At 57.3% G+C, this 17,103-nt stretch carries 15 protein-coding genes and 1 riboswitch; of the genes, 5 read left to right on the top strand and 10 right to left on the bottom strand.

Annotation, left to right across the window (positions count from 1 at the left end):
* Window positions 1–936 carry a hypothetical protein gene (locus AAFX04_01050; protein ID MEO1044007.1) on the bottom strand — a complete coding sequence of 312 codons (936 nt, stop codon included), beginning with the start codon at window positions 934–936 and terminating at the stop codon, window positions 1–3.
* A gap of 51 nt (window positions 937–987) precedes the next feature.
* The gene (locus tag AAFX04_01055) at window positions 988–1,434 is read right to left on the bottom strand and encodes a hypothetical protein (protein ID MEO1044008.1); all 447 of its coding nucleotides are present in this window, start codon (window positions 1,432–1,434) and stop codon (window positions 988–990) included.
* Between the two features lie 381 nt (window positions 1,435–1,815).
* On the opposite strand from AAFX04_01055, the gene AAFX04_01060 reads away from it, so the two are divergent.
* Complete coding sequence (locus AAFX04_01060) at window positions 1,816–4,338, top strand: pyridoxal-dependent decarboxylase (GenBank protein ID MEO1044009.1); 2,523 nt, start codon at window positions 1,816–1,818, stop codon at window positions 4,336–4,338.
* A 289-nt stretch (window positions 4,339–4,627) separates the two neighbouring features.
* On the opposite strand, the gene thiC is transcribed toward AAFX04_01060, so the two are convergent.
* The 4 genes from thiC to AAFX04_01080 all read right to left on the bottom strand — a co-directional run bounded on the left by thiC (window position 4,628) and on the right by AAFX04_01080 (window position 8,814).
* Window positions 4,628–6,493 (bottom strand): phosphomethylpyrimidine synthase ThiC, encoded by a 1,866-nt coding sequence (thiC, locus tag AAFX04_01065; GenBank protein ID MEO1044010.1) that lies wholly within the window; start codon window positions 6,491–6,493, stop codon window positions 4,628–4,630.
* A gap of 34 nt (window positions 6,494–6,527) precedes the next feature.
* Window positions 6,528–6,648, bottom strand: a riboswitch (TPP riboswitch).
* 93 nt (window positions 6,649–6,741) lie between these two features.
* On the bottom strand, window positions 6,742–7,143 hold the full coding sequence (locus AAFX04_01070; GenBank protein ID MEO1044011.1) for a hypothetical protein: 402 nt from the start codon (window positions 7,141–7,143) through the stop codon (window positions 6,742–6,744).
* A 215-nt stretch (window positions 7,144–7,358) separates the two neighbouring features.
* A complete protein-coding gene (locus AAFX04_01075; protein ID MEO1044012.1) occupies window positions 7,359–8,093 on the bottom strand; it encodes a VOC family protein in 735 nt (244 codons plus the stop codon).
* A 28-nt stretch (window positions 8,094–8,121) separates the two neighbouring features.
* Window positions 8,122–8,814 (bottom strand): hypothetical protein, encoded by a 693-nt coding sequence (locus tag AAFX04_01080; protein MEO1044013.1) that lies wholly within the window; start codon window positions 8,812–8,814, stop codon window positions 8,122–8,124.
* A 259-nt stretch (window positions 8,815–9,073) separates the two neighbouring features.
* Between AAFX04_01080 and AAFX04_01085 the strand changes: the two genes are divergently transcribed.
* On the top strand, window positions 9,074–9,898 hold the full coding sequence (locus AAFX04_01085; protein ID MEO1044014.1) for a CPBP family intramembrane glutamic endopeptidase: 825 nt from the start codon (window positions 9,074–9,076) through the stop codon (window positions 9,896–9,898).
* Here AAFX04_01085 and AAFX04_01090 read toward each other — a convergent pair.
* The 4 genes from AAFX04_01090 to AAFX04_01105 form a co-directional block, all read right to left on the bottom strand.
* Window positions 9,886–10,902: a MipA/OmpV family protein gene (locus AAFX04_01090; GenBank protein ID MEO1044015.1), complete on the bottom strand. Its 1,017-nt coding sequence runs from the start codon at window positions 10,900–10,902 to the stop codon at window positions 9,886–9,888. The two genes, AAFX04_01085 and AAFX04_01090, sit on opposite strands and share 13 nt — an antisense overlap.
* A gap of 210 nt (window positions 10,903–11,112) precedes the next feature.
* The gene (locus AAFX04_01095) at window positions 11,113–12,045 is read right to left on the bottom strand and encodes a MipA/OmpV family protein (GenBank protein MEO1044016.1); all 933 of its coding nucleotides are present in this window, start codon (window positions 12,043–12,045) and stop codon (window positions 11,113–11,115) included.
* A gap of 118 nt (window positions 12,046–12,163) precedes the next feature.
* Entirely contained in the window at window positions 12,164–12,607 is a 444-nt protein-coding gene (locus AAFX04_01100; GenBank protein MEO1044017.1) for a DUF2141 domain-containing protein, read from the bottom strand.
* Between the two features lie 77 nt (window positions 12,608–12,684).
* Window positions 12,685–13,452 (bottom strand): sterol desaturase family protein, encoded by a 768-nt coding sequence (locus tag AAFX04_01105; protein MEO1044018.1) that lies wholly within the window; start codon window positions 13,450–13,452, stop codon window positions 12,685–12,687.
* Window positions 13,453–13,644: 192 nt separating this feature from the next.
* Here AAFX04_01105 and crtY point away from each other — a divergent pair, with 192 nt between their 5' ends.
* The 3 genes from crtY (at window position 13,645) to AAFX04_01120 (ending at window position 17,095) form a co-directional block, all read left to right on the top strand.
* A complete protein-coding gene (gene crtY / locus AAFX04_01110) occupies window positions 13,645–14,796 on the top strand; it encodes a lycopene beta-cyclase CrtY (protein MEO1044019.1) in 1,152 nt (383 codons plus the stop codon).
* 19 nt (window positions 14,797–14,815) lie between these two features.
* Entirely contained in the window at window positions 14,816–16,294 is a 1,479-nt protein-coding gene (locus AAFX04_01115) for a phytoene desaturase (protein ID MEO1044020.1), read from the top strand.
* Window positions 16,295–16,513: 219 nt separating this feature from the next.
* The gene (locus tag AAFX04_01120) at window positions 16,514–17,095 is read left to right on the top strand and encodes a TIGR00730 family Rossman fold protein (GenBank protein ID MEO1044021.1); all 582 of its coding nucleotides are present in this window, start codon (window positions 16,514–16,516) and stop codon (window positions 17,093–17,095) included.
* The last annotated feature ends 8 nt before the right edge of the window (window positions 17,096–17,103 follow it).

The raw sequence follows: 17,103 nt of genomic DNA on the forward strand, positions 1-17,103 counted from the left end.
CTATCTGTCTCCCGCCGCCGCCTTCTCTTCGGCCAGTTCCTTTTGCGTGGTTGTTTCGAAACTGGTGAACTGCCGGGTCTCTGCCGGGGCCACCGTTATCGCGGCAATCTCATCAACGTCACGCTGGGCCTTGGTGTGGAACTCGCGCAGATCGGTCAGCTCTTCCCTGCGCTTTTCCAGCTTATCCTGTCGGCTTTCCAGCCGCTGCTGGGCGGTCTCCACCGCAGTCTTGCGCCGTGTGCTCTGTGGCCGTTCCTCGAGCTTCACCTCGCTCGCTGCCAATTTGATCTCGGCCTTTGCCAGGCTCGCCTCTGCCTTGGCCACGCGCTTTTTCTGCGCCTCAAGCTGCTGCTGCGACACCGATAGTCTGTGCGCGGTCACATCACCGGGCTCCGCGCAATATTGCATTGCCGGTGCCACCACATCATCGGCACCATAGACCGTCAGCTTCTGTAGCTTCCACTTACCCTGTTGCCGCTGGAACAGGCCATCATAGACGCCGACAATATCTCCCGCATCATTGACAACCGCCCATTGGCCCAGCGCAGTGCGGTAATCACCGGCGCGGAAGAAACGCAGCGGCTGCGGCTCCAGCCGATGCCCTGTTATGGCGATCGGGTCGCTGGCACCGTCGATATCGGCAGACAGCACGGTGACACCAGCGGCTATCCATTCGGTTTTGCGCGAGTCCCGAAAGGCCGCGCTCTTGCGCCCGCCATTTAGCGCGGCATCAAAATAACGCTGCATTACCTGCGGTGCCGGCAGTCGCGCCTCGTCAATCTCCTTTTCCGGCGGCGCGGTGCCGGTGATGCAGGTATTCGGTCCGCTATTGGCCAGCACCGCGGCGATGGCATCGATATAGACCGGATATTGTGCCTGTGCCGGCACCGCCGCCAGCAAAGACACCATGGCCGCGCCATGTATCATATGTTTCACTTTCACCCTGCGCTCCTTTTCCCTGTTCGCGCAGGCATGGTGTAGCGCGCATCAGCTGTCTTTGCCACGGCAGGTGCCCAAAGTCTCGAAGAGTCTCTTCGTGCCCTTCTGTTCGCCCTTGATAAACGCCACATAAAGCTCCGACGCGGTGTTGTGAAAGCCGGTATAGACGTCCTCGGCATTTTTGGCGCTGCGCCCCCTGGCAATAAACAGCTGACTGCGCGTCTCTGGCAGGCCATTGGTGAAGGCCGGGCCCAGCTCGTCCAGCTCCGCCTCTGAGATATAGCCTTTCTTCGCCGCGGTCGCGACAGCGCCCCAATAAGCGGCGCACATCAGATATTCCTCGGTCGTCTGCGCCCGGATGCCGCTGAACTTGCCCTTCTCATAGGCGATGCGCGCGGTCAGCAGATCATAATTGGCCTGGGCCAGCGCGGGCGCTGCGCTCAGGCCGACCACCAGAGCGGCGGCTGTGGCGGTGATGGAACGGAATAGGTGCATGGTGAATCCTCCCTGTTGCGCATTGTTGGTAGGCACATTGCGGTGCCGCGCGATGGAAGGACCCGACAAAAACCGGCACAGGCTTTGCCGCCGCTGCGCACCGTCAAAATGCGCCTAGAGGATCAAGAGGCGGGCTGCGCCATATCAGCGGCGGTGGGGTCAGAGGGAAAACATCGGGTGAGGGTGAAGATGTGTCGTTCATCCGCCATTTTAGGCCATATTTTGAAAGAGTAGGAAACAGCATCTAATGGAAGGTGAATGAATAAATTGGTAAGTATCCAAATGAAAACTTGACTGTGTATTCTGGTAGAATAATTTCGTGTCAATAACAAAACAGGGGCTGCGGAGCATCAGAGCATACGCAGAAATTGGGCCTTAGAAATGGAAAAAGAATTCAGATATTTGGCGCAGTTTCTGGGACCAAAATCCGAAAATGGGCAACAACTCAAGAGCCTAATTGATTCGATAGTCTCTGATCATAACCATTGGCGAAAAAACTACTTTTCAGATGACGAACAACTTATCAGCCCAGCTGACAAACGAGATCTTTATCCTGAAAGTGACGAGCTCTTAAAAAGAACCCAGGAACTGATTGCCAACCTGCGCAGAAGCTTTCCCATATATAGCCCTCGCTATATTGGCCATCAGCATTCAGACACAACAATGGCATCCTTGGCCGGCCTTCTTGCGGGTACTCTCTACAACGCCAATAATGTAACACCTGAATCCGGCGTCGTAACAGTCGACCTCGAACTGGATTGTTGTAACGAACTTCTAAGCATGGTGGGTTTTGGGGTCCCTCCAAATCCTCCCAAGCATGCCAGTGAGTTCAAAGACTATCGAGAAAAATTGGAAGGAGAGTTTGGTTGGTGCCACTTGACGTCCGGGGGTACGATAGCAAACATTGAAGCTCTTTGGGTAGCGAGGATCGTGAAGTATTTTCCTCTTGCTGTCCATGATGCCTGTAAATCCAACAATATATCACTGGATGTAAAACTGCCGAATGGCAATCGCCGGGAACTCCGCTCTCTTACAAGGCATCAGGTCTTGGCGATCCGCCCGAATGAAAGCATTTATCTGCTAGCCAGATTTGTTGAGGCGGTTAGCCGCAAATTCTCACTACAAATTGAAGCGTCTTCCGACAAAGCCTGGGACTTGATCAGGGCAAGCAAATACAGCCCATCACGCGGGTTCGCGAAGCAGATGAATGACTTTCCACCAGTTATCTTTGTTTCAGGTGCTGCTCACTACAGTATCGCGAAAGCCGCTGATATTTTGGGCCTTGGTCGAGAATGCGTTGAACTGGTCGATCTCGATTCAAGGTTTCGTATTGATACAAAGAAGCTTGAGAGCAAAATAGTTAAGGCGCTAAAAGAAAAGAGGGCTGTGCTTGGCGTAATTGCAATTGCCGGCACCACTGAAGAGGGGGCGGTTGACTCGCTCGACGAAATTCTCACTCTGCGTTCGAAACTCGAGCGCGGGAACGACCGGATTACCAACAGTTTTTGGCTGCATGTCGATGCAGCCTGGGGGGGATATTTCCGCTCTCTTTTCAACGGCAAGAAGCTGTATCCTGAAACACTGGTTTCGAAGCAACTCTTCTCTCAGCGCGTAAAAGCCCTCCACGATGATGTGTTCTCAAAGCCGCCTTATGCGTTTCAAACTGATTTGAATCCGGCAGTTGATACTAGAGAATATTTGAAATTCCTTTTTAGTGAACTTAATCGATTAAAAGAGAAATCACGTTCAAAAGCTGCCAGGAAAATCGCCAGAGTAAGTGATGATACTATAGATGGATGGTTTAGTCATGCAGATCAGAAAGAAAATTATAAGTTTTTCCTAAACTCTCTGCATGAATACCTTAGGGAATTTAGAGAGTGTAGATCGTCAAGCTTGTTTAAGATTTCAGTCCACGACAGGGTGGCGGATGTTCAATCATTTTGTTCTGATGAAATATTGGTCGAATTCGACACTTTCAGAGTATCGAAGCCGGTGCAATGGCCGGCAGACTCAGATGTAGGCAAGTCCATTTTCCTTATGAAATGCGCAGATTCGGTTACGATTGACCCGCACAAAATGGGATATACCCCCTATCCTTGTGGAGCTATCGCATTCAGAAACGACCGCGTGAGACACTTCATAAGGCAAGAGGCACCATATATTACATCGGAAAGGCAGCATTCTCTCGTTCATAAACCGATCCGGACGGCTTCTGAGCCGACCAGCGCAATGGATCGACCGAGGATCAGCACTGAAGCTTTTGCAAGCTACACTCTCGAAGGATCACGTCCTAGTTCCGCCGCGTGCTCGCTTCATCTTCAAACCAAGGCAATGCCCTTGGATCAAGAAAACCATGGTGAGGTAATTCGCTCTTCGGTGATTGCTACGCGGCATCTTTATGAATGGATCAAGAACTGGAATTCGATCAACGACGTGACGTCTGATCAAAAACGATATGAAACTGTCCTGTTTTCACCACAGCCGCCGGATACGAATCTAGTAGTTTTCGGGGTTAAGGGATATGGTAATCACTCAATCGGCGCGTTCAATGAGCTAAACGAAATTGTCTATAGAAAATTTTCCATCAGCTCGGAGCTTGGGCAGAGAGAATATAGCTATTCTCAGCCATTCTTTCTTTCCAAGACTACCTTCAATATAAAACATTATCCAGCAGATGCCCTGAGAAGCTTCTTCGAGAGGAGTGGCTTTAAAAACTATCAGTCAGATTACAAGAAGAGCGGAATATTTGTCCTTCGGGCCACGGTCATGAATCCCTATATTCTGCCTTTGATTAAATCGCGTGGTCAAAACCTATTCGAGGAGTTTATGCGAGAGCTTCACCGCTCTGTAATCGCTGCTCAGGACGAAATCGCCGATCGTACAAGAGCGAATAGAAATCGCTAAGAAATCGCAAAACAATGTGCGAATATACTCATGCTCGAGTTAAACCCCATTTCTCATCCTTCTCGCTATACGCCTTGCTCGTTTCCTCTGCACCCTAATCCCGCTACAGGCCGGCAGGCGGGTCATCCCGGCCACCGACCCGCACCTCATTCGGCTTCGCCTTCAGGCCACTTTCTAATCCGTTCGGGCTGAACCTGTCGAAGCCCTGTCCTTTAGTGAAGAGGAGAACAGACCTTCGGAGTCGAAGACGGCGCGAACCGCCACAAGCTCAGCACGAACGGGGTGGGTGCTACTCCTTCAATTTTATGTAGAGATCGCCTTCGTCGCGATATTTCTCGGCCATCTCCTCCATACCCTTTTGTGCCTCTTCCGCACTCGTTGGAATGCTGCCCAATTCGGCATTGGGATTGTTCGCCGCAAATTCGCGCACTTCCTGGCTGATCTTCATCGAGCAGAATTTCGGCCCGCACATGCTGCAGAAGTGCGCTGTCTTCGCGCCCTCTGCCGGCAGCGTCTGGTCGTGATAATCCTCCGCCGTATCCGGGTCGAGCGACAGGTTGAACTGGTCGCGCCAGCGGAATTCGAAGCGCGCCTTACTCAGCGCATCGTCGCGGACTTTGGCCGCCGGGTGGCCCTTGGCGAGGTCGGCGGCATGGGCGGCCAATTTATAGGTGACGACGCCGACTTTCACATCGTCGCGGTCGGGCAGACCGAGATGCTCTTTGGGCGTGACATAGCAGAGCATCGCGGTGCCGTACCAGCCGATCTGCGCCGCGCCGATGGCCGAGGTGATATGGTCATAGCCGGGCGCAATATCGGTGGTGAGGGGGCCAAGCGTATAGAAGGGCGCCTCGCCACAGGCTTCCAGCTGCTTCTCCATATTCTCCTTGATCTTGTGCATCGGCACATGGCCGGGCCCCTCGATCATCACCTGCACATCCTGTTTCCAGGCGCGGTGGGTCAGCTCGCCCAGCGTGTAGAGCTCGGCAAATTGCGCCTCGTCATTGGCATCGGCGATGCTGCCGGGGCGCAGGCCGTCGCCGAGCGAATAGGCGATGTCATAGGCGGCGCAGATTTCGCTGATCTCGTCGAAATGTTCGTAGAGGAAGCTTTCCTTGTGATGCGCCAGGCACCATTTCGCCATGATCGATCCGCCGCGGCTGACAATGCCGGTGACGCGCTTCGCCGCCAGCGGAACGTAAGGAAGCCGCACGCCGGCATGGATGGTGAAATAGTCGACGCCCTGTTCGGCCTGTTCGATGAGGGTGTCGCGGAAAATCTCCCAGCTCAGGTCTTCGGCAACGCCGCCGACCTTTTCCAGCGCCTGATAGATCGGTACGGTGCCGATGGGCACGGGCGAGTTGCGGATGATCCACTCGCGGGTGTCATGGATATTGCGCCCGGTGGAGAGGTCCATCACCGTGTCCGCGCCCCAGCGGATCGCCCAGACCAGCTTGTCGACCTCGGACGCGACGTCGCTGGCGACCGCGCTGTTGCCGATATTGGCGTTGATCTTGACCAGGAAGTTGCGGCCAATCGCCATCGGCTCGGATTCCGGGTGGTTGATATTATTGGGGATGATGGCGCGGCCCTTGGCGACCTCATCGCGGACAAATTCCGGCGTGACGAAATCGGGGATGGCGGCGCCCCAATCCTCGCCATCGCGGACATGGTCGCGCATTTGCGCGCGGCCAAGATTCTCGCGCTCGGCGACATATTCCATTTCCGGCGTGATGATGCCTTTGCGGGCATAGTGCATCTGGGTGACGTTGCTGCCGGATTTGGCGCGCAAGGGACGTTGGACGACATTGGGGAAGGGGCGCACGCCGCCGGAGCGATCGGGGCCGAGCTGGCCATTATCTTCGGGCTTTACCTCGCGGGCATCATATTCCTCAACATCGTCGCGGCCCATAATCCAGTCGCGGCGCAAGGCGGGCAGACCGGCCATGATATCGATATGCGCATCGGGGTCGGTATAGGGGCCTGACGTGTCATAAACGCGCACCGGCGGCTCACCGCTGGAGGGCTCCAGATCAATCTCGCGCATCGCCACGGGGACACCATGGTCACCGCGCGAGGAAACATGGATTTTGCGGCTGCCACGGATCGGTCCGGTGGTGACGTTGACTTCGGTGCGGGCGGGGATATCGGCCATATTCGCTCTCCTTATGGCGGAGCGCGGGCGCAAGTCGGTTGAGCCGCCCACTCCCTCCGCCGATGCTAATCGGTTCAGGTTCGACGGGTCGGACAGCGCAACCTGTCCCTCTCAGCCCAAAGTCAGATGACATGCTGGCTCCCCGGGGATAGCCGTGAGTTTACGCGCAATCGGGCATCACGTCCAGTGTGATCGGCACCGTTACGGCCTATATGGACTCGTAAACTGCAGAAAGTGAACGCGCGCGATCAGGCGTTGAGCCGCATCAGCGCGACGATGATGAAGAACAGGCCGATGGCGATGCACACCAGCGCATAAACGGTGTTGCTCGAGGCGAAGAGCATCTTGGCGATGGGCCAGATAAAGCCGGGAAAGGCGAGCATGATCATGCCCTCGGCCAGCGCGATCCAGCCGATCACGGTGATCAGGATCGACAGCCAGTCGCTGCCCATGGGGTGGGCCAGCACGATGGCGGTGCCGAGGATGAACACCACAAAGCCGGTGAGAAAACGCAACGCCGCCGAGCGTTCGCATTCATCGACCATGCCCAGGCCCCAGCGCGGATGGCGCCACAGACCGATACCGGCGGCAAGCGAATAGCCGCCAAAGGCCAGCGCCAGCAGGGCTGTCAGATTATAGCTAGCGGCCATTGTCCCGAAATCCTCCTTGGCTGATCCAAGATTACAGCGCGTTACGAAGATTTGTAAGGGCTGTCCATGACATCATCGAAGTGGTTCAGTTTCGGACAAAGCGATGGTGCAGCGCAGAAAGGGTGGCGTACGGGCAGGGTCATACACCCCCGGACCGTCGCTTCCTCGCCCGGTGTCAGCCGGATCGGGTTCAACCGGTCGCGGATACACCGCCCTCAACCTGCCGGTTGTGCAGCGCCGGCATCCTGCATGTCGGGAATATGCTCCACCACCACACCGGGTGCGGACAGCACCACCTCGCCCTTGAGCGTGTCGAGCGCCAGCATCATCATCTCCGGCCCCTCGCTGACCCTCTCGACGATGCCGAGATCGGCAAACAGCGGATTGAGCGTGTCAGCAATGGGGCTGGAGAGTTGCAGGCTTTTCAGGCCGAGCTCGGCATCGCCTTCCATCCATTTGGATCGCGTATGCCACTGGATGACACAGGGGCGGGTGCTTCTGAAGCCGGGCCCGATAACTGCGTTGGTATAACTGACAGTCTCTGTGTCGCGGGTATGTTCGAAGCTCTGCATCATTTCCAGCGGCGCGCGTTGCGCGGCGGCGGCATCGCCAAAGGCGTTTATATCATTGGTGGCGACATACCAGAAAAGCGGCTGCGGCTGGGTGAACTGCTTCACCGTTTCGATCATCGGATGGAAGCCGGTCCAGTCCGGGTTAGGGCCAAGTATCTCGAGGAAACGCCCGGCACCCAGCCTGATCGCCGCGCTCCAGTAAAATTGCTCCGGGCCGGGTTGCGGACCGATCCGCGGTTCGACACCGGTCAGCTCGGCAATATGGCGCGCGCCTTTGCGGGTATCGGGCACGCCCAGCGCGATATGGTCGAGCGACGCACCGCCGCGATCGAGAACGAGATTGGGATTATCCGCCATCATGCCTGTTCCTTTCATCATCCATTCTTCATCTGCGACTTAAATGCTATTAAGAAGCATTATCATATAAAGGATGGCATGACCAGTTATGTTTGCCCGCAGCGACCTCGACATCGCCGAGCTTGTTATAGATGACCGATAGATCGCGTAGTTTTTCCCTGTTTTCCGGGTCATGATCAGATCGATGCTGCATAATAGTATTTGCAGCTTCAAACTCGGTAATGGCTTCACCGAGATTGCCTTCCTTGATCAAGATACTGCCAAACGCATCATGCAGCACGCCGCGATCACGATCATCGGCAACGTGTTGCAGTGCTATCTCAAAGCAGCGGCGCGCATCGGCAAGGTTGTTATACACCGCGTGCAAACGGCCCAGCTCGATCCATGACCAGACGTCCTCGGGGTCGAGATCGACGGCTTCCTCATAAGCGGCCTTGGCCTTTGAGGGCGCTACTGGTGCGTAGAGTCTTGCCGCCTGGCGGGCGCGTTCTGCATTGCGTTTCTTGCCCGAATGAACTTCTGCCATAAGTTCGTCAGCGGCATCCTCGACGCGCTCGGGTGCATTCTGTGCGGGGCCGGTGACGATCTTCTTCGCAAGCCCGACATCATCGGCGTCTTCCGAATCGGCAAGTGCCGTTGCTGCTTTGGCAAAGCTGGCGGCCTGTTGTGGGTCTTTGCCACCAAGCAGCGCTGTCAGACCCGCTAGCTGCGCCTTCAGGCCGATAATCTCATCACGCGTCAAAGCGCCTTGCTTCTCAACGTCACCCTTGGATGCGCCGGGGTTGAATATCTGCCAGAAGGTGAGCGCTGCCGGGCTATTGCAAGCGTGATAAAGCGCATGTTGTCGCCTAAAAGCACAGTAATACGCCTCAGCATTTCACACCTGATACTCGCCAACCCGAAAATCCCCCACCCCAACCAAACCCATATTGCCTCTGGCGACTACATATGTTTATGGTGCGCCGCTTGGGGGAGCGATCACGGACGAGGATATTGCACCTGTGACCATAGACCCAGCCGCCCCCGATAACAGCGCTTCACCACGGCCATGGCCCTTTGCGCTGCTGGCGATCCTGCTGGCGCTGATGTTCAACGCCTATTCCGGTGACTTTGCGACGGCGCTGGGTGCGAAGGCATGGTTTGCCGGGATACCCTATGGCCGCTCGGTGTTTCTCAACACCGCCGATATGGTGGTCATGCTGCTGTGCTTCTGGCTGATCGGCGGTGTCGGCATTAGCCGTCAGTGGCGCATTGCCGGTTTGGGCAGGCCGATATTACCGCCGTTGATCTTTGGCGCGCTGATCTTCGTGCCGGTGACGGCCATATTGTTCTTCGCCACACAGCTTTCCTCCGGGGCCGGGATCGCCGAGATTGCCTTTGGCGGCGTGGTGTTTCCGATGTTCGAGGAGATTGTGTTTCGCGGCCTCGCCATCGGGGTGCTGATGGTGCGTTTCCGCTGGCCGTTTCTGGTCGCGGCGCTGATCCCGTCGCTGTTTTTCGGCGTCTTTCACATGTATCAGGGCGACAGCCTGATGGAGAGCCTGGGCATCGCCGCGATTACCGGCTTTGGCGGGATATGGTTTGGCTGGATCTACTGGAAATGGGGCTTCAACCTGTGGCCCGCCTTTCTGCTCCATGCCGGGCTGAATTCGCTGTGGACGCTGTTCGATCTCGGCGACAATGCCATGGGCGGCCAGCTCGGCAATGTCATGCGCATCGCGGTGATCATCGCCTCGATCATACTGACATTATGGGGCCGCGGGCTGATCGACCGGCTGGCCCATCAGCCCGACAGCCTCAATAGCGGTGCCGGTCAGAAGGTATAGGTGATGCCGACAACGCCGCGCAGCTGGTTGGCGTCGCCGCGTATCGCGGTGATCGGTGTGGCGGCGGCGGCTTCGCGCAAGCGACTATAGCCGAACAGCCCGAACATGCCCCAGCCGCCATCGAGCGCATTGCCCGACAGGTCGTAGGTGCCGATGACATTGGCCGAAACGCTTTTCACGCCGCTGCCGGCATCGAACACCGGCAGGCCGCTGGCGGCGCTGCCGGCGGCGTCAATGCCATAGTAGAAATCGGCATAGTCATTATCGACCCAGCTGGCGGCGACGCTGGCGCGGATGATTGCGGCGCGGCCAATAGGGCGACGATAGTTGATCGACGGGCGGATCACGGTTCCGGAATGGGCACCGGCGACATCAAAGGCGATATCGGTGAGAAAGCTGATGCTGTCAAAGCGGCTGAAGACGCCGTTGACGCCGACACCGAAACGGCCGCCAACCTCTATCGCAACGTCGAGATCGCCAAGCTGTTCGACCACCGGGTCGTTGATCTGCGACTGGATCGCGCGGTTGAGATTGACCCGGACCAACGGGCCGGCGATGATATTGGTCTTGGACAGCGGCTTTTCGCGGATCAGGTCGACCACGATACCGGGGCCGCCGCCGGGGGAGGCGAACTGGAAGCCGCTGACCTGGCCGACGATTTGCGGGCCGGGGAACAGCACATAATTGTCCGAGCCCTCATAGCTGGGGATCAGCCCGGCGCCGATGCCGAGGGTGATGAAATCGCCGGCAAAGACCGAATTGGCCATCGCCTGCAGCATCTCCAGCTCTTCGCGGCTGGGCGGCTTGCCACCGCCCTGTCCGGCAGCAGGGCGCTGCGGCTGGTCATCGGCGATGAGCGCCAGCGGCTGTTCGCCGGTCTCTGCTTCGGACGCGGCGATGGTGACCGGGTCGGGGGTGATAAGCGCGGTGTCGTCATCGGCGAGTGCCGGAGCGGCAAGGCTGATGCAAAGGGCGGAAAGGGGGAGAGTGGCTGCGCCTCGCAACAATGCTTTACTGCAGGACCACGTGGTAGGGGAAAATGCCATGGGTCTGAAATCCTTGATGTGCGCCATTATAGGCTGGCTGGAGCCATAGAGTTACTTTACTATTCGTTCAATAACCAATTTGAAATTGCGTCTTGTGGCGTGTCTTTACGGGTAAATTGCCGCCGGTTTTAGCGGCCAGTGCAGGGGTTAAAGTAAGGACCTGGGCGTCTAGAAGGTGTAGCCAATGCCCAGCGCCCCGACAAACTGGTCGTCATCGCCACGCAGGCTCACCAGCGGGCTGCGCCGGGCATCCTCGAACAGCCGGTCATAGCCGGCGGCACCGAAAATGGCGAAACCGCCATTGGTCAGATCACCATCGAGATCAAAACCGACGAGCAGGAACATGCCGATATTCTTCAATCCGCCGCCAGCATCGAATTCGGGCAGGCCGCTGGCGGCGCTGCCCTCGGCATCGACGCTGTAATAGGTATCGGCAAAATCATTGTCGACCAGCTCCGCCGACAATGTGGCGGTGAGCGCAATGCCCCGGCTGACCGGGGTGAAATAGGTGAGATAGGGCGATACCACCATGCCCTTATGCGCCCCGGCGACGTCATGTTTCACCTCCAGAGCGGCGGTGAGATTATCGACCGGGTTGAGCACTTTGGACCATTGGAAACCGGCACTGATGCCCAGTTCGAGCGGCAGGCTGACATCGCCCAGCGCCTCGACCACCGGGTCGTTGATGCTACCCAGCGAGACCCGGCTGAAACGCACACGTGCCACCGGTCCGAGTACCAGATCGAAATCGCGATCCCGGTTATTGGTCCACAGATCGGCGGAAATGCCCGTGCCGCGTGTAATGAAATTAATGCCTTCGACACGGCCGATCACCGCAGGGCCGGGGAACAGGACATAATTGTTCGATCCCTCATAGCTTGGGGCGACCACGGCACCGGCACCGATGGTCAGGAAGTCGCCGTCAAAAACGCTGCCATCGATCGAAAGCTCGGGCGCCTCCTGCAACGTCACTTCGCTGTCGCGATCACGGTCATTGTCTGCCGGAGCGGCATGCGCCATGGCCGCAGCTGATGCGGCGAACAGCAGTGCCGACACGATGCCGACAGCCCTGATCATGGTGACGATGCCTGATGCTGGCAAAGATTATCTCCCTGTTTGCGCCAGTCTATACGCATAACAGACAGAAAATTGATTAACCGATGATGACCGGGACAGGTGATGCGGCGTACATGCCGCTATTGGTTCTCCGCCCCGAGGGTCAGAGATAATATTTGACCCGGATGCGCTCGCGATTTTCCACCGGCGTTGCGCTGAACAGTGCCTTGCGGAATTTGGGTGGTCCAAAGGTGAATTTGGGGTTGCGCGAAAAGCCGATGCCTTCGCGCGGGATACCAGCGAATTTGTCGAGGCGCGAATTGCCGTTTTCATCGTGCACGATGGCGATGGCATAATCACCCGAGGGTATGGCGCTGAACAGCGCCTTGCCGCTCGCCGCTTCGACGGTGATACGGCGTGCCTTTGGATCATTGTCGCAATCGGGGAAGTGTCTCTCATTCGCGGTGAGGCAAAGATGCACCAGACCTTTGGTCGAGCGCATATTGTCGAGTTCGATATGGACATTGCAAAGCTGCAGCGGTGATGCACCGATGAGAAGCGGACTTGCTGCCGCCAGTGCCGCGCTTTTGCCTATCATTTTGCGCATTGCGTCTGCGCTGCCTGCCCGAACCCGAATCATGTCTTTCCCCAATAGTTTACCCGATGTGATCAAGCTGCGGTCGTTTATGCCGTTCTGCTTGTAGTTGCTGTCGCGCGGCTGCCCCGGCTTCGGGGTTCAGACCAGTCGCCCAGTCCGCGATCGGTGCCGCATAGACGATCCCAGTGACGGAAATACAGCCCATAATTGCATTTATAGGCCTGATGGTGGCGTTCATGATGGCTGGCTGTAATCACCCATCTCCCTATGGGGCCATTAACAAGCCAGCGGGGAAAGAGTTCCCAGCCCATATGGTTGGTGACCCCCATGACCGTCATGATGGTGAGCACCAGCGCCAGCATCGCGACATGGATCGGGATGACGAACACCAGCACCGGAATGACGATTGCGCCGGTAAGCGCCTCGATCGGGTGGAAGCTCATTGCTGCCCAGGCTGTGGGCGGACGGCTCTCATGATGCACCGCATGGGCGATGCGGAACCATTTCGGCTGGTGCATCCAGCGGTGCGTCCAGTAGAACCAAGTGTCGTGCGCCAGCATGTAGAGCAGCACCGATAGCGGCGCATACCATAAGGGCATGGCCGAGAAATCCTCGTAAATCTGCGTCCAGCCATGGCTGCGCCAGCCCCAGGCAACAATGCCGGCCGGCAGGCCGTAAATCCCCACTGAAAGCAGTGACCAGCCGATTTCCCGACGGATCTGGTGCGATTGCTCCTGATACAGGCCCGGGCGCAGTCGCGAGGTGATCCAGGCGAACAGACCGCTTGCGGCGAAATAGCGCAGCGCGATGATCAGGGACATGGCCAGAGCGGAGAATGTCAGGGCAAGAAAAATGTCCATGCGCCCCTGTAGCGTGAAATATCGCGAAATCAAAAGGGGTTTATCCCCATGATTGCCAATTTACAGGTCGCCTGATGGCCGAATATCGCCTTTGCTCTTGTAACCATGCAAGCTGCTGCAATAAGGGGCACAGAGAAATCATAAGCCTGACGGGAAAACCCGATGGGAAAGCCCAATGGGAAAACAATGAGCGTTAAAAGCTGTGATCTGGCAATATTGGGTGGCGGACTGGCCGGCGGCTTGCTGGCCATGGCGATAGCGCGTCTCCAGCCCGATGTTCGGCTGTTGCTGATCGAGAGCGGTGAGACATTTGGCGGCGACCATGTCTGGTCATTTTTTGCCAATGACATCCCCGATGATGCCAAATGGCTGGTCGAGCCGCTGATCTGTTTCACCTGGGATGATTACAGCGTCCGCTTCCCCAAATTGAAGCGCAGCCTGGACAGCCGGTACCATTCCATACTGTCCGACCGCTTCGATACGGTGATCCGCGAAAAAATTCCCGCCGAACAGCGCATGACCGGGGCCAATGTTGTCGCCAGTGACGCCCATATGGTCACGCTGGAGGACGGCACCCTAATAGAGGCCGGCGGTGTCATCGATGCCCGGGGCGGTGGCAATGTCGATGCGCTCGATTGCGGCTGGCAGAAATTTACCGGCCAGTTGCTGCAATGCCGCGAGCCGCACGGGCTGGAGCATCCGATTGTCATGGATGCCACGGTTGATCAGCATGACGGTTATCGTTTTGTCTATTGCCTGCCATTCAGCCCGACCGAAGTGTTTGTCGAGGACACCTATTATAGCGACAGCAGCGATCTTGACCCCCGGATATTGCGCCAGCGCATTGCCCAATATGCCGATGAGCAGGGTTGGGAAGTCACCGACATAACGCGTGAGGAAAAGGGTGTGTTACCGGTCGTCTACAAGGGCGATTACAAGCGCTTTCGCAAGGACAATGAAGCCGGCACCGCGCTGGCCGGATCGCGCGCCGGTCTTTTCCACTGCCTCACCAGCTATTCGCTTCCCGACGCGGTACGTTTTGCGATGCACATTTCCGCCATGAACGATCTCGGCGGGGCCAGCCTGGCACGCGAGAGCGCCGATTATGCCGCCAAACAATGGCGAAGCGGCTGGTATTATCGCCTGCTTGGCAAATTCCTGTTTATCGGTGCCGAGCCGGACCAGCGCTATGGTGTGTTCCAGCGCTTTTATGGCCTGTCAGAAAAGCTTATCGAGCGATTTTATGCTGGTCAGTCAACGCGCTATGACAAGATACGCATCTTGACCGGCGAGCCACCGATACCGATAAGCCGGGCGATACGGGCGCTTTTGTCCTGAAAGCGGCGGGGAATATTTGATGGCAACAGCAGCGGTAATCGGCGCAGGCTTTGGCGGTCTGGCGCTGGCGATACGGTTACAGTCGGCGGGTATCCAGACCACCGTCTTCGAGGGCCGCGACAAGCCCGGCGGCCGCGCTTATCACTGGAAGAAAGACGGCTTTGTTTTTGACGCCGGGCCGACGGTGATTACCGATCCGCCATGCCTCAAACAGCTTTGGGAATTGACCGGCCACGATATCTCCGAAGATGTCGATCTGGTTCCGGTGATGCCGTTTTACCGCCTCAACTGGCCCGATGGTAGCAATTTTGATTATTCCAATGATGATGAGCAGCTGCGCGCCGAAATCGCAAAGCTCAACCCCGATGATGTCGCGGGCTATGAGCGCTTCCTCAAATATAGCGAGGGCGTGCATGATGAGGGATATCTGAAGCTCGGCACCAAGGCGTTTCTCGACTTCACTTCGATGATCAAGGCGGCTCCCGGGCTGATGAAATTTCAGGCCTGGCGCTCGGTTTATTCCATCGTATCCTCCTATGTGAAGAGCGAGAAGCTGCGCGAGGCGCTGTCCTTTCACACCTTGCTGGTCGGCGGCCATCCGATGCAGACCAGTGCGATCTACACGCTGATCCACAAGCTGGAAAAGGCGGGCGGCGTCTGGTTCGCCAAGGGTGGCACCAACCAGCTCATCGCCGGGATGGTCCGCCATTTTGAGCGCATCGGTGGCACCATGCATCTGTCAACGCCGATCCAGCAGATCACCATAAATGGCGATCGTGCGACCGGCGTGGTGACCGCGGCGTATGGCGAACAGATATTTGATGCGGTGGCGACCAATGCCGATATCATGCACAGCTATCGCGATTTGCTCAGCAACAATCCGCGTGGCAAAAAGGCAGCCAGAGCGCTCTCGCGCAAGAAATTCTCGCCGTCGCTGTTCGTGCTGCATTTTGGCCTGAAAGGCACATGGCCAGGCATCCCGCATCATATGATCCTGTTCGGCCCGCGCTATAAGGGCCTGCTTGATGATATTTATACCAACGGCGTACTGCCCGAGGATTTCTCGCTCTATCTGCACCACCCCACGGTCACCGATCCGGACATGGCACCGGAAGGGCACAGCACCTTCTACGCGCTCGCACCGGTAGCGCATCAGGGCAAATTGCCGATTGACTGGGAGACAGAAGGGCCAAAGCTGGCCGACCGCATTCTCGATGAAATCGGCCGCCGCCTGATCCCCGATATTCATGAGCGGGTGGTCACCAAATTCCATTATACGCCGGCTGATTTTGGCCGCGATCTCAATGCGCATCTGGGCAGTGCTTTCAGCCTGGAACCAGTGCTGACCCAAAGCGCCTTCTTCCGCACCCATAACCGCGATGATGTGATCAACAATCTCTATTTTGTCGGCGCCGGGACGCATCCGGGCGCCGGGATACCCGGGGTTGTCGGCAGCGCCAAGGCAACGGCGGATTTGATGATTGCGGATATGGCCTAAAATCCTCCCCGCTTGCGGGGAGGTGGCTCGCCGCAGCTTTAGCGAAGGCGAGACGGAGGGGGTTCTCCACTCGCGCCGTGTGAGATTGTCAGCCCCCTCCACCACCTTCGGTGGTCCCCCTCCCCGTGAACGGGGAGGATTAATCTGAAACCCCCTTCGACAAGCTGCACATGAGCCGCTAGAGAGGCGCGGTTCGACTCTGATGATACAGGACTTAAAGTGAAATCCCTCGCCGTCTATTGTGGCTCGGCCACGCCTTCCGATCCGGTCTATATCGAAACCGCCAAACAAGTGGGCCAGGTGCTAGCTCAGCGCGGCATCACCGTGGTTTATGGCGGCGGGCGGCTCGGCCTGATGGGAGCAGTCGCCGACAGCGCGCTGGCCGCCGGCGGCAAGGTCATCGGCGTGATCCCCGAAGCGTTGTGCGAGGCGGAAGTCGCGCATCGCGGTTGCAGCGAACTGCATGTCGTACCCGGCATGCATGAGCGCAAAAAGCTGTTCACCGACATGTCCGACGGTTTTATCAACCTGCCCGGCGGTGTTGGCACCATGGATGAGCTGTGGGAAGCGATCAGCTGGGCCCAGCTCGGCTATCATCAAAAGCCGGTCGGTCTGCTCAATGTCGCCGGCTATTATGACCATCTGATTGCCTTTAACCGCCATATGGGTGAGGTCGGCTTTGTCCGGCCGCAACATCGTGATATTCTCCAGATCGATGCGACAATTGACGGCCTGGTCGACAAGATGGCGCATTATCGCCCGATCCAGACGATCTTTTCGATGCAGGCCAAGGATTTGTAGGACAGCGT

The sequence above is a fragment of the Pseudomonadota bacterium genome (assembly GCA_039818985.1).
Taxonomy (GTDB): Bacteria; Pseudomonadota; Alphaproteobacteria; order Sphingomonadales; family Sphingomonadaceae; genus Alterisphingorhabdus.

What these genes read in the sequence shown, in the direction of transcription:
- crtY (MEO1044019.1), top strand. Translation starts at nt 13,645, where the DNA reads ATGAGCGTTAAAAGCTGTGATCTGGCAATATTGGGTGGCGGACTGGCC.
- AAFX04_01075 (MEO1044012.1), bottom strand. Translation starts at nt 8,093, where the DNA reads ATGATGAAAGGAACAGGCATGATGGCGGATAATCCCAATCTCGTTCTC.
- AAFX04_01060 (MEO1044009.1), top strand. Translation starts at nt 1,816, where the DNA reads ATGGAAAAAGAATTCAGATATTTGGCGCAGTTTCTGGGACCAAAATCC.
- AAFX04_01100 (MEO1044017.1), bottom strand. Translation starts at nt 12,607, where the DNA reads ATGCGCAAAATGATAGGCAAAAGCGCGGCACTGGCGGCAGCAAGTCCG.
- thiC (MEO1044010.1), bottom strand. Translation starts at nt 6,493, where the DNA reads ATGGCCGATATCCCCGCCCGCACCGAAGTCAACGTCACCACCGGACCG.
- AAFX04_01070 (MEO1044011.1), bottom strand. Translation starts at nt 7,143, where the DNA reads ATGGCCGCTAGCTATAATCTGACAGCCCTGCTGGCGCTGGCCTTTGGC.
- AAFX04_01055 (MEO1044008.1), bottom strand. Translation starts at nt 1,434, where the DNA reads ATGCACCTATTCCGTTCCATCACCGCCACAGCCGCCGCTCTGGTGGTC.
- AAFX04_01115 (MEO1044020.1), top strand. Translation starts at nt 14,816, where the DNA reads ATGGCAACAGCAGCGGTAATCGGCGCAGGCTTTGGCGGTCTGGCGCTG.